Here is a 12,764-nt window from a genome sequence, read left to right as displayed (position 1 = left end):
AACGCTCGTGTCACCAGCTGCTATTTCTACCATTCGTCGGCCGTCGATCCAGACCGAGAATCCGGTCGCGAACGGCAGGTGGCGGGAACGAAGCTCAGAGGCCTGACTCGGCCATCCTGTGTCAGCGCGGTGTGATCGCTGACTTGCCGACGCCGTCGGGTCCCATCACCGAAGAACTGAGCCGCTACGACGCTTACATGCTCGATACCCGCGGGCTGGCCAGCGGCACCCGTTCGGTCCGACTGCGGATCATCGAGCGGCTACTGGTGCACAAGTTCGCCGGCCATCCTCTGGATCTGCGCAAGCTGCAGCCTCAGGACATCCGCCGCTTCGTCGCCGAGCAGATGGAGCTACGCAACACGATCAACAACGCGGTGACCATCAACGCCGCCTTGCGTGGCTATCTGCGCTGGCGCTCCACTTGCAGCGATTCGGTGCAAGCCCTGCTGGGCGTCATCGCTTCGCCCGCGAACTAGGCTCATGCGTCGCTGCCACGAGCGCTGCAGTCTCGTGAGGTCGGCCGTGTCCTGAGTTCATTCACCCAGGCACACGGCCGGGACACACCCTACGCCACACTTTGGCCTGTCGGCTGGTCAACAGCGGCGGCTCGATCAAAGAAGTGGCCGACGTGCTGCGGCACCGCTCGCTGAACACCGCGCTCATTTACGCCAAGACCGGCAAGCAGATGCTGATGACCCGCGGTTCGCTGACGACTTTTTCCATCGCCAACGACATCGCCAAGTACTTCGCGATCATTCCGGCCGCTTTTGTCACGACCTATCCGCAGCTTTCCGCCCTCAACGTCATGGGGCTGGCAAGTCCTGCGTCGGCGATCCTGTCGGCGGTGATATTCAACGCCCTCGTCATCATCTTCCTCATCCCGCTGGCGCTGAAGGGCGTCCGGTACCGGCCTGTCGGGGCGGCTACGCTGCTGCGGCAGAACCTCGCGATCTACGGCGTGGGCGGTGTCGTCGTCCCCTTTATCGGCATCAAGCTGATCGATCTGCTGATTGCGGCCGTCGGCCTGGCCTGAGAACGGAGAACATTCATGAAAACCCTGTTGCGTCCCGCCGTATCGCTCTTTATCACCGGCGTCGTCTATCCCGTGGTCGTCACCGGAATCGCCAAGGTGGCCTTCCCCGCGGCGGCGGAAGGCAGCCTGATTGTCAGCGGCGGCAAGGCGGTGGGCTCCGAGCTGATCGGGCAGAATTTCAGCGATCCGAAGTATTTCTGGGGTCGCCCCTCGGCCACCTTGCCGATGCCATACAATGCCGCCGCCTCCAGCGGTTCGAACCAAGGGCCGCTGAATCCGGCGCTCAGCGAAGCGGTCGAGGGGCGTGTCGAAGCGCTCAAGGCGGCCAATCCGACGAACGCCAAGGCTATCCCTATCGACCTCGTCACCGCGTCGGCCAGCGGCCTCGATCCCCACGTCAGCCCGGCGGCCGCCGAGTATCAGATCGAGCGCGTCGCCCGCGCGCGGGCGCTCCGCCCGGAGGCCGTCAGGGCACTCGTCGAGCAGTACACCGAAGGCCGCCAGTGGGGCATTTTCGGCGAACCTCGCGTGAGCGTACTGAAGCTCAACCTCGCCCTCGATGCGCAGCGGTCCTGATCGGGGAACCGCCTTGAACACCATCGCCAATCTATTGATACCCGAAGGCATCGGCCTCGACGTCAAGGTCGCGGACAAAGCCCAACTGCTTGATGAAATCGGGAAACATATGGAACGGCGGCATGGATTGTCCCGCGACTGGGTGGTCGCAGGTCTCTCTCGCCGCGAGCAGGCGGGTTCGACCGCCTGAGACAAGGGGTTGCCATTCCGCATGCCCGGGCCAGGGTGCCGAAACTGGCCACAGAGAACACCTCAGGATTCTCGCCGACGCAGCGCAGATGCTCGCCGATATCGGCTTCCGCAAGAGATTGCACGCGTGTTCCCATCCGCAGGACGTAAGCCGGACATTTGTCGAGTGGCCGAACCCGGCCTAGTTTGTTTGCCTGGGAGGTTTCATATTCTGTTGCCTGGACGACGTGCACGCCACACTGCAAGCCGAGGACGCCCACCATGGAGCGTGCGTGCCAAGGTACTAGCCGAACTGGCGCGAAATCGGCAGGATGAGCCATTTCGAAGGAAAACGGACTGAAGCATGCTCGTCAACTGCGTCGCCTATGAACACGGATCGCGTCTCGCCGACCTGTCGGTCGAGGAAATCAGCGATTACCTTGAACGGCCGAATTGTTTCGTCTGGGTTGCGTTGCGCGATGCGACGCCTGAGGAACTCGACAAGATGCAGGAGGAGTTCAACCTGCATGAACTGGCGGTCGAGGATGCCCGCCACGGCCACCAGCGTCCGAAAATCGAGGAATACGGCGACTCGGTGTTTGCCGTCATGCACCTGCTGGATCTGGTCAATGGCGAGTTCATACTCGGCGAGGTGAACGTTTTCGTCGGGCGGAACTACGTGCTGTCCGTGCGCAATCGCAGCCAGCAGCATTTCCTCGGGGTGCGCGAACGCTGCGAACGGGAGCCGCACATGCTCACGCAGGGCGCGGGATTCGTGTTCTATGCCCTGATGGACGCGGTGGTCGATCGCTATTTTCCGATCACGGACAAGCTGGAGTCGGAACTGGAAGACATCGAGGGCCGGATTTTTAGCAAGGGCGCTGCGCGCAGCAATATCGAGGGGCTGTACGAGCTGAAGCGCAAGATCATGGTCCTGAAGCATGCCGTCGCGCCACTGATGGAGGCGGCGGGCAAGCTATCGAGCGGTCGGGTTCCCCCCGCATGCGCAAACAGCCGCGACTATTTCCGCGATGTTTACGACCACCTGGCCCGTATCAACGCTTCCCTCGACAACATCCGCGACACCATCGGCACGGCCATCCAGGTCAACTTGTCGATGGTGACAATCGAGGAAAGCGAGGTGAACAAAAAGCTGGCGGCCTGGGCCGGGATCTTTGCCGTCGCCACGGCTTTTGCCGGGATCTGGGGAATGAATTTCGAGGTGATGCCCGAACTCGAATGGAAGTACGGCTATCCGATGGCGCTCTCGGCAATCGGCGTGGCCTGCGTAGTGCTGTATTTCCGCTTCAAGCGGGTCGGATGGTTGTAAGGAATCCAGTCCATGCCTGATCAACGCCCCGATCCGGACCAACTGCTCGACCGCGTCAACGCCGAAGAGGCCAAGGCACGGTGCGGCAAGCTGAAGATCTTCTTCGGCGCCTCCGCCGGCGTCGGCACGTAAAGCCAGGTCATTTTTGGCCTCCCAGCCGGGCGCAGCCGGCGGCAAGGCCTGCCATCAAGGCGAACAACAGCCCGACGGCGGCGAGATAGACGAGATCCATGAGCATGCTCCCTGTAGTTGTTTCGACAGGGTCATGCTAGGAAATCGGGTGTCAAAGTTTTCGAAAAAGCCGGGGGTGGAAACATAAAGAAGCGGTAAAAAGGATCAGCAGGCTCTGCATTGTGGGGCTAAGACTTCGTCGGAGGGTGAGTTCAAGGAACGGGAAACCAGCCATTCAGCCCACTCCCAGCGCTCGCTTGGGCGTCCGCTCAGCGCGTGCGGAAGTGCGCCGAAACCGTTCTACAAAATTGCCCAGCCATGAGCACTGATGGGGCTTCCGAGGCCACAGATGAGTGCGGATTGTAGATTTAAAAAACACTTAAGTGACTGATTTATAAGAAACAGGATAGTGATTGTGGCTCCAGGTGTCACCGGTTCGATCCCGGTATGTCGCCCATATAATCAATGACTTACGGCACCCTTCGGGGTGCCGTTTTTTCAAAAGTCCTCCGTTTTATGTAAAATCCCCAGTGTGTATATCCCAATGGCAGGGATTGGCGCCGGCCGTGAGGAACATGGGGCGCAAGGATCGCCGGTGCTGCTCGAACGGCTGCGGATCTAGTGGAAAGTCGCCCGTGCCGACGGCAAGATGTTCGATGGCGGCTGGCTGTTCCCGGGCCTGAATCCGATCGAGTCGACAGCCTTGCGTGACCTGTCCTCGTCACTCGCCCACGACGACGCCTGAAATAGTTGGCGCAGCTGATGGCATCGGGCGAAACCTTTTGACCGAACCTACGGCATGCCCAAAATGAACCGAAATAGACGCTTGACCCTCGCAGCTCTGGCGCTCAGCGGCCTGGGTGCCGCCGCCTTCACCGTCGTGACGGTAAAGGACCAAACCTACGTTCCGAGCGCCGATTACGTCCCGGAGGGCGACTCGAACCGGGAAGTCGCAGTCGTCTACTACTCGCGTTCCGGCCACGGCCGGATTATTCGGGCTACCGTACCGGACGACTTCAGCCTGGCCAGGTAGCCCGAGGCCATTTGCGGGGGTTGCCTTCCCCGACTACGAGCTTCGCGTCATGACGAGCGTTTTTCGCCGGGCAACGGAGACAGACGATGTCCACCGCGCGAGCTCGTGCCCAACTTGGCGCCCACGTCGGTCTGCCTCAGGATCGCTTCGCTGGAGCGCGCACCCTGTACCTCGATCCGCGCGAATCCGTCCTCGATCTCCCCAAGGTCGGCCGGTGTCAGCGCGACCTCGGTTGCCTGAACGTTCTGCTCCATGTGGCTGATCTTCGTGGTCCCCGGAATGGGCACGATCCATGGATGGCGAGCAAGCAGCCACGCGAGCGCGACTTGCCCCGGTGTTGCCTGATGGCGCGCTGCGACGCGTTGTAGCAACTCGACGACCGGCCAGTTGGCACGGCGCGCTTCCGTCGCAAGACAGGGGAGCATTCTTCGCAGGTCCCCTTCGCGGAAAGTCGTCCGAGGGGTGATCGTGCCCGTCAGGTAGCCTTTGCCGAGGGGCCCCCACGGTACCAGCCCGATCCCGAGCTCTTCGCACACCGGAATCACCTCCATCTCGGGGTCCCGTGACCAGACGGAGTATTCGTTCTGGACTGCCGTTATCGGCTGCACGGCATGAGCGCGACGGATCGTCGCACCACCCGCTTCGGACAGGCCGAAGTGCAGAACCTTCCCCGCCACGATCAGGTCCTTCACCGCACCGGCGACATCTTCGATCGGGACTTCCGGATCGACGCGGTCATCCGGGCCCGGCGTCATAGTCCGTATTGGCGATGCGCCTGCCATGCGCCAAATGTCAGCATCCGTCGGCCTGCATTGGCAAGAACCGACGAATTTCAGGTCACCTACAACTTCTGTTGGTGCTGGCCTGTTGGGCGCATTCCCGCCTTCTGCGCGACGGTTTGAAACCTTGCCGGTTCCGGCACAGCGGCGGATCAGGCACGCGTGTCCCATCTCAAGCTGTCGCCGGATCGTTGACCATCCGCACGTGAGACGTCGCATGCGGCGGCACTGCGGACTAACAAGATTGGGGGAGACATGTCTGGAAAACGTAGTTCCGAGTTTGTCCGCCGGCCCTTGCGGCGGCGCCATGTGCTGCGCCTCTCACCGCTCATCCTCGCGATGGCGAGCGGCTCGTCGATTGCCGCTCCCACGATCCAGTTCGGGCCGGAAACGACGCTCGACTATTCGCTGACGCTTTCCTATACGGCTTCGGGCCGGACGCAGAAGGCGGCGCACGAATTTCTGGAAGACCTGAACAACGACGACGGGACGAGGAATTTCAAACGCGGCAGTTTGATCACGAACCGCGTCAACGCCCTCGGCGAAGTGCGGATCAGACATGACAACGTCGGCGCCTTGCTGCGTGCGAGCACCTTCCAGGACTGGGCGTACGGTTCCGGCAACGACAACGATTCCCCGCTGACGGTGAACAAGACCGGGGCGCACGATGAATTTACGAGCCGTACGAGAACCCTGAGCGGGCGCAACTCGCGCATTCTCGACGCGTTCGCGTACGGAAACTGGACGCTCGGCGAGGAGCAATACCTGTCGCTGAAGGCGGGGCGCCACGTGCTGGCGTGGGGCGAGAGCCTGTTCTGGCCGAACATCAGCCAGGGGCAGTCGCCGCTCGACGCGACGAAGTTCAACGTTCCCGGTACCGAGGCCAAGGAGGGCTATCTTCCGGTCGGGCAGCTTTCGGGCGCTCTCACCGTGAATCCCTGGCTCACGCTGACGGGGTACTACCAGTACAAGTGGGAGAAGACCCAGCTCAATCCGGTGGGGGATTATTTCGGCAGCGACTACTTCGGCCCCGGTGCGGAGTTTTTCAGGTTGGCGCCGGGCGTTATCAACGCTTTGCCCGACCACACTTTCCGGGTCGCCAATTTCGCGGGTGAAATCAAGCCCAAGGATTCCGGTCAGTGGGGCCTCGGTACGCGGCTGCGTGTGGGCGAGACGACGGAACTGGGCGTGTATCACTACCGCTATCACGACCGCGTCGGCGCGATGTTCTTCGACTTTACCGGTGCGACGCAGTATTCCTCATTCACGCGCTTCGGACGCAAGGCATCACCCGCGAGCGCGCCGTATTACAAGCTGGCCTATTTCGACGACATCGAGCTCACGGGTCTGAGCCTCAGTACCAAGATCGGCGATTCCGTGCAGATCGGGGCAGATCTGAGCTACCGCGACGGCACGCCCGTGTATCTGTCGAACGGCGCGCCGGCTCGGGGGCAGGTGACGCAGGGCAACCTGAATTTCCTCTACATCCTCGGACCGACGAAGATTGCGCACCAGACCACGCTGATGGGCGAGGTCGTGCATCAGCGCATCGAGGGCGTCGACAAGCTGACCGTGAGCGGGGGATTGCCGGGACAGAACGGCACGTTCAAGGACTTCACGTACGACACGCAGACGAAGACCACGAGCCTGCTGGGCCTGGGGGCGATCTTCGACTATCCGAACGTGTTCGACGGCTGGGACCTGAGCACCAAGGTGATCTGGACGCAGAACGTCGATGGCAGCTCCATGTCCGGCATGGGCAAGGACGACCGCCGCATCACGCTCGGCGCCGATTTCAAGCGACTCGGCAATTTCACGATCGGTGTCACCTACGTCGGTTACCTCGGCTCGCCCGATATCGCCAATGGCCGGACGCTGACCGACCGCGACTACGTGTCGTTGAGCGCCAAGTACACGTACTGATTCCGTCTCCTTCGAAGAGGGTCTGTTCATGAAAAAGAAATTTTGCGGACTGGTGTTGTCGTTCGCTGTGGTAGCGCAGTTGTTGCCGGTCCTGGCGCATGCCAAGGGTAGCGCGGAAGAAATCGCCCGCCTGGGCAAGGATTTGACCTGCATAGGTGCCGAGAAAGCCGGGAGCAAGGACGGCGTCATTCCGGAATACAGCGGGAAGTGGTTGGGTGCGCCGCCGCATGTGCTGTTCAAGGGGACGGGGAAACATCCGATCGATCCCTATCCGGACGAGAAGCCCTTGTTCGTGATCACCGCGGCGAACATGGATCAGTATGCACAGCGCCTGTCGGACGGCCAGAAGGCGCTGTTCAGGAAATTTCCGCAAACCTTCCGCATGCCGGTGTATCCGTCCCATCGCGACTTCCGTTTTCCCGATTCGGTCTGCCAGACGGCGAAGGAAAACGCCGCGAGCGCCGAGCTCGTGAATGACGGCGAGGGTGTCATGGGGGTTACCGGCGGGCCGATTTTCCCGTTTCCCAAGACGGGAACCGAACTGTTGTGGAACGCGATCATTCCCTATCGCGCCTTCACCGAGGAATTGGTTTCGGACAATGCCTATGTGCTGGCCGATGGAGCGATCAACTGGGGGCGCGTGAAATCGCGCAACTTCGGCGCGGCGAACGAGCCGGGAGCGCGGCACAAGACGGAAGGGCAGTCGTCGTACTACCTGAACGAGACGCTGCTGCCGGAACGCGACAAGGGCGAGATCAACACGGGCATGGAGTTCTTCAATTTCGCCCAGAATCCTCGCCAGAGCTGGCGCTTCGATCCGGGTACGCGCCGTGTGCGCCAGTCGCCCGGCTACGGCTACGACATGTCTTTCCCGGGGACCGGCGGTTCGATCACGGTCGATGAGGTGCGCATCTTCAACGGATCGCCCGAGCGCTACAACTGGACCATCGTCGGCAAGAAGGAGATCTACATCCCCTACAACGCCTACCGCGTGCATTCGCCGGCGATCAAGTATTCGGAGCTGGTCAAGCCCGGCCATGCGAATCCGGACTTCATGCGCTACGAACTCCACCGCGTCTGGGTGCTGGAAGGCAAGCTGAAGGAAGGCTTCCGCCACCTGTACGGCCGCCGGGTGATGTTCATCGACGAGGACACGCTGTTCCCGATCATGGCCGACAACTACGACGCGCGTGGCGGTCTGTGGCGGACCTCGATGCTGAATCACTTCTATGCTTACGAGATGCAGACCTGGCAGGCGGGCGTCGGCTTCTACTACGACCTGAATGCCGGGACCTACCTGGCTTTCAATCTCGTGAATGAACAGCCGTCGGCCTATCGACTGAACGAAAACAAGATCACGCCGCAGATGTTCGGGCCCGAGGCTGCAAGGCGCATGGGTCTTTGATTCCGCAGTTGCCGCAGCGGGCGGGAACCGATGATGACGGTCGGTTTCCGCCCGCGCGCGGCCTTCAGTCGTTTCTGCGGCAGGCGGCCTGCCGCGACAATCGCGAGGAGATGCCGATGGAAACCGCTGCATCACCGTTCGATGCGCTGACAGTGGGGCCCCTGCGGCTCCGCAATCGTTTCATCCGTGCCGGGGCCAACGAAGGCATGGTCGTGGATGGAGCGCCCAGCCGGGCGCTCGTCAAGCACCATCGCGACCTGGCGGCCGGCGGAGTCGGCATGACGACCGTGGCATACGGGGCCGTTGCGAAGGTGGGCCGCACCCTGCCGAACCAGGTCTGGCTGCGGCGCGAGATCCTGCCGGATCTGCGCGTGCTGGCCGACGCCGTGCATGCCGAAGGCGCGGCGGTGTCCTATCAATTGACCCACGGGGGCTCATTCGTGACCTCGTGCAAGGTGGCTGGCCCGACCATCAGCGCCTCGTCCGGGCTGAACAAGGCGGGCCTGATGCGCGGCAACTTCTTTCAGCGGGCCATGACCGGCGCGGACATGGTGCGCGTGACGCAAGAGTTCGTGGACGCCGCGCTGCTGTGCCGGGAGGCCGGCTTCGACGCGGTCGAGCTGCACATGGGGCACGGCTACCTGCTCAACCAGTTCATCTCGCCGCTGTCGAACCGGCGCCGCGACGAGTTCGGCGGCACGCTGGAGAACCGCGTGCGTTTCCCGGCGGCGGTGCTGGTGCGCGTGAAGGAGGCCGTGGGCGACCGCATGGCGGTGCTGGCGAAGATCAACGTCGCCGACGGCGTGCGCGGCGGTGCGACGGTCGAGGACGCGATCGTCACCGCCAGGGCCTTGCAGGCTGCCGGGGCGGACATGCTGGTGCTGTCCGGCGGCCGAAACGTCGAATCGGGCTGGTTCATGTTCGGCAGCAACCACGACATGGACGAGATGAGGAAGGTCCTGTCCGGAAGCTGGCTCACCGGGCAGATGCTGCGCCTCTCACAGCTCGGGGCGCCGAAAGTGGTCTTCCGCGAAATGTATTTCCTCGAGCACTCGCGCCGCATCCGCGCCGAAGTCACGGTGCCTCTGGGCTACCTCGGTGGGGCCAAGTCCCTGGCCAACGCGGAGACTGCCGTGCGCGAGGGCTTCGATGCCGTGGTGATGGCGCGCGCCCTGATCCACGATCCCGCGATCGTGAACAGGTTTCGCGACGGCAGTACGAAGGTGTCCGGTTGCACGAACTGCAACCGTTGCGTTCCCTATATCTATCACCCCGCGGGCACATGGTGCGTCATGAAGCCGCCCAATGACCCGCAACTCAACAGGATCCGGGCAGCAGGCTGAGCCCGGGCCGTCGCGCACCGGATCCGGATTTTCCCCTCGTCAGGAGTAGCGAGATGCAGAAGAGCTTTTCACCCGCGCGCCCGTGCCGCGAAGAGGATGTGACGTATTGGGACATCGAGACCGATGTCGCCATCGTCGGCTTCGGCGCCGCCGGGAGCTGCGCAGCGATCGAGGCGCGGCAGGCAGGCGCCGAGGTTGCCGTGTTCGAGGTCGCCGCGGCGGCAGGCGGCAGCGCCGCGCTGTCGGGCGGGGAGGTGTATGTCGGCGGCAGCGGTGGCACGTCGGTGCAGCGTGCCGCGGGTTTCGAGGACTCGACCGAGGATTTCTACAAGTACCTGATGATGTCGGGCGGTCCGGGCGCCGATGCGGCGCGGGTGCGCGCGTACGCGGACAACGCGGAGGCGCATTTCCGCTGGCTGCAGGAGCAGGGCGTGCCGTACAAGGGGACCTTCCTGCCGGGCAAGTGGCTGGAGCCGCACACGGACGACACTCTGGTGTGGTCCGGCTCCGAGCAGGCATGGCCGTTTTCGGGCGAAGCGAAGCCGGCTCCGCGCGGTCACACCGCGCAGCAGGAAGGCTGGAGTGCCGGCCGCATCCTGATGGAGAAGCTGTGCGGCCGCGCCGAGGCCCTCGGTGCGAGCATTCACTACAACGCGCGCGCGCTGGCGCTGGTCCTCGCGCGGGATGGCAGCGTGGTCGGTCTGGCCGTCCGTATCGACGGTACGCCGCGCTACGTGCGCGTGAGGCGGGGTGTCATCCTCGCGTCGGGCGGCTTCATCGCGAACCGCGAGATGCTGTCCCGCTACGCGCCGGGGGCCCTCGCGTGCGAAACGCAGGTGTCGGCGGGCAACGACGACGGGTCTGGCATCCGCATGGGCATCGGTGCCGGCGCGGCGGCGATCCACATGGACCAGTTCTTCGCGACGCTGCCTTATTTTCCGCCGGACTCGCTGGTGAAGGGCATCTTCGTCAATGAACGCGGCGAGCGTTTCATCAACGAGGATGCCTACCACGGCCGGATTGCTCATTACGTGCTGCGCCAGCCCAACGGCAAGGCGTGGCTGCTGGTCGACGACGAGATCTTTGGCCGGCCGATGATTCATCGCGACATGACCATCGCGGCCGTCGGCGAAACTTGGGGCGAGGTCGAGGCGGAGCTGGGCCTGGTGGCAGGAACCCTAGAACATACGGTGGAGACCTTCAATCGCGAGGCGGCCGAGGGGCGCGACCCGGGCTTCCACAAGGCGGCGGCCTGGCTGCGCCCCCTCACGAAGGCGCCGTTCGCGGCACTGAGTTACTGCCGCGGCGACGTCCCCGGGCACGCATTCACGCTCGGCGGACTGGCGACGGACACCGACGGCACCGTCCTCGATGCCGACGGCAACGCAATCCGCGGGCTGTATGCCGCGGGACGCTGCGCCTGCGGCCTGCCGCGGTGGGGCGAGGGATACAGCTCCGGCATGTCCCTCGGTGATTCTACGTTCTTTGGTCGGCAGGCCGGGCGTCACGCAGCGGGACGCTGAGCGTGTCGCTGCTGCCGGGCCGTGCGAGGCGCAGGCTCAGCAGCAGCGCGATCGAGATCAGTCCCGTCAGCAGCCAGGCAACGTTGCTCAGGGAGGCGGCGAGCGCCTCCGGATTGCCCGCCGCCTTGTGAAATGCGAGGGAGGCGCTGAAGACCGCGAGCCCCAGTGAGGAGCCGGTGGGGGCGCCCAGGTCGCGCAGCGTGCTGAAGAGTCCTGTGCCCGCGCCGAGCTTTTCGGCCGGAACGGCCCCCAGCGCGAGTTTCATCACCGCGGGCGTGTTGCTGCCTATCATCAGGCCAAGCACGCACACCGTCGCCACGATGGACCAGAGCGGGGTGTCGGCACGAAAACCCTGCAGCATTGCCAGCCCCGCCAGGGTGCCCATGAGCGCGGCGATCGATACCCAGCGGGCGGCGAAGCGGTCGATCAAACGGCCTGCAAGCGGCGCCGCGAGCATGCTGCTGCCATAGAGGAAGAGCGCGACGAAGCCGAACTGCGAGGCGCTGCCGCCGGGGCGGCCATTGACGAAGAATGCCAGCGAATAGACGATCCCGCTGGACGTCACGAGGTGCAGCCAGTAGATCGCGGTCGGCAGGGCGAAGGCGCGGTTGCGCAGGATCGCGATGTCGACGACCGGGGCGGCGGTGTGCCGGCCGGAGCGCCACAGCATCGCCAGCGCGAGGACGCCGACGGCGATGATTCCGACGCCCCACGGCGAGGTGAGGCCGAAGTTGCCGATCCAGGTCGGCAGGGTCAGCAGGGCGCCGATCGTCGCGAACAGGAACAGCGCCCCCTTGAGATCGAATGGCGAACGCGGTTGATTGCTGCGCATGTCCGGCACGACGAGCGCGACCGGCACGATGCCGACGATCGCGAGCGCGCCGCTGACCCAGTACACGCTCGGCCAGCCGAAGCGATCGATCAGCAGTCCGCCGAGCAGGCCGCCGCTTGCGGCACCCAGCGTCATCGTCATCGCAAAGATGCCGAGCGCCATGCCGCGCCGGTGTTCGGGGAAGAGATGGGTGATGTAGGCCAGCACGCCCGGCATGATGCAGGCGACGCTCAACCCTTGGACGAATCGTGCGCCGAGGAAGACCCCGAAGTTCGGCGCGGCCGCAGCGGCCACTTCCGACAGCGCGAAGCCGAGCAGTCCTGCGAGGAGTACCCGCTTGCGCCCGAGCTGGTCGCCCAGGCGCCCCATGATGGGGGCGAAGACCGTGAGTCCGAGCGAGTAGAACACCAGGATCAGCGCGGCGAGGTTGATCGCAATGCCGAAGTGCTTCGTGAGGCTGGGCAGGGCCGGCGCCTGGAAAGCGGCCGCCTCGATCGTGATGAAGGTGCCGAACAGCAGGGCGGCGTAGATCTTCCACGCGGCGCGTGAATCCATGATTCCTCCTGGGATTCAGGAAAAGGTCCGTTAAGGGCGCCGGCTATCCTGGCTCCCTCTCCCCCGGGCCCCTCTCCCCCGAGCGGAGAGGGG

General features: G+C 63.9%; 12 protein-coding genes. 10 read left to right on the top strand and 2 right to left on the bottom strand.

The genetic code is table 11. The features are described 5' to 3' along the window. Positions 1-197 precede the first annotated feature (197 nt). From GPA25_RS18655 to GPA25_RS18625, 6 genes are all read left to right on the top strand, one after another. A complete protein-coding gene (locus tag GPA25_RS18655; RefSeq protein WP_169261904.1) occupies positions 198-476 on the top strand; it encodes a hypothetical protein in 279 nt (92 codons plus the stop codon). A 101-nt stretch (positions 477-577) separates the two neighbouring features. Then, complete coding sequence (locus GPA25_RS18650; RefSeq protein ID WP_246265849.1) at positions 578-1,033, top strand: hypothetical protein; 456 nt, start codon at positions 578-580, stop codon at positions 1,031-1,033. 15 nt (positions 1,034-1,048) lie between these two features. Then, positions 1,049-1,609, top strand: a complete 561-nt coding sequence (gene kdpC / locus GPA25_RS18645; protein WP_169261912.1) for a potassium-transporting ATPase subunit KdpC — start codon at positions 1,049-1,051, stop codon at positions 1,607-1,609. A gap of 13 nt (positions 1,610-1,622) precedes the next feature. Next, positions 1,623-1,799, top strand: coding sequence for a PTS sugar transporter subunit IIA (locus GPA25_RS23860; RefSeq protein WP_211163212.1), 177 nt, complete (start codon positions 1,623-1,625; stop codon positions 1,797-1,799). A gap of 342 nt (positions 1,800-2,141) precedes the next feature. Beyond that, positions 2,142-3,107 carry a magnesium/cobalt transporter CorA gene (corA, locus tag GPA25_RS18635; protein ID WP_169261911.1) on the top strand — a complete coding sequence of 322 codons (966 nt, stop codon included), beginning with the start codon at positions 2,142-2,144 and terminating at the stop codon, positions 3,105-3,107. 979 nt (positions 3,108-4,086) lie between these two features. Beyond that, positions 4,087-4,311 (top strand): hypothetical protein, encoded by a 225-nt coding sequence (locus tag GPA25_RS18625; protein WP_169261910.1) that lies wholly within the window; start codon positions 4,087-4,089, stop codon positions 4,309-4,311. 47 nt (positions 4,312-4,358) lie between these two features. Here GPA25_RS18625 and GPA25_RS18620 read toward each other — a convergent pair whose 3' ends face one another. After that, the gene (locus GPA25_RS18620) at positions 4,359-5,066 is read right to left on the bottom strand and encodes an aldo/keto reductase (protein ID WP_211163211.1); all 708 of its coding nucleotides are present in this window, start codon (positions 5,064-5,066) and stop codon (positions 4,359-4,361) included. A 279-nt stretch (positions 5,067-5,345) separates the two neighbouring features. On the opposite strand from GPA25_RS18620, the gene GPA25_RS18615 reads away from it, so the two are divergent. The 4 genes from GPA25_RS18615 to GPA25_RS18600 all read left to right on the top strand — a co-directional run bounded on the left by GPA25_RS18615 (position 5,346) and on the right by GPA25_RS18600 (position 11,284). Continuing rightward, positions 5,346-7,013: a DUF1302 domain-containing protein gene (locus GPA25_RS18615; RefSeq protein ID WP_246265847.1), complete on the top strand. Its 1,668-nt coding sequence runs from the start codon at positions 5,346-5,348 to the stop codon at positions 7,011-7,013. 28 nt (positions 7,014-7,041) lie between these two features. Next, positions 7,042-8,418: a DUF1329 domain-containing protein gene (locus tag GPA25_RS18610; RefSeq protein ID WP_169261908.1), complete on the top strand. Its 1,377-nt coding sequence runs from the start codon at positions 7,042-7,044 to the stop codon at positions 8,416-8,418. 116 nt (positions 8,419-8,534) lie between these two features. Beyond that, a complete protein-coding gene (locus tag GPA25_RS18605) occupies positions 8,535-9,761 on the top strand; it encodes an NADH:flavin oxidoreductase (protein ID WP_169261907.1) in 1,227 nt (408 codons plus the stop codon). A 53-nt stretch (positions 9,762-9,814) separates the two neighbouring features. Then, entirely contained in the window at positions 9,815-11,284 is a 1,470-nt protein-coding gene (locus GPA25_RS18600) for an FAD-dependent oxidoreductase (RefSeq protein ID WP_169261906.1), read from the top strand. Here GPA25_RS18600 and GPA25_RS18595 read toward each other — a convergent pair. Beyond that, the gene (locus tag GPA25_RS18595; RefSeq protein WP_169261905.1) at positions 11,238-12,671 is read right to left on the bottom strand and encodes an MFS transporter; all 1,434 of its coding nucleotides are present in this window, start codon (positions 12,669-12,671) and stop codon (positions 11,238-11,240) included. The genes GPA25_RS18600 and GPA25_RS18595 overlap by 47 nt on opposite strands. Positions 12,672-12,764: the final 93 nt, after the last annotated feature.

Source organism: Aromatoleum diolicum (genome assembly GCF_012910955.1).
Taxonomy (GTDB): Bacteria; Pseudomonadota; Gammaproteobacteria; order Burkholderiales; family Rhodocyclaceae; genus Aromatoleum; species Aromatoleum diolicum.
This window is presented reverse-complemented; position numbering and strand designations above follow the sequence as displayed.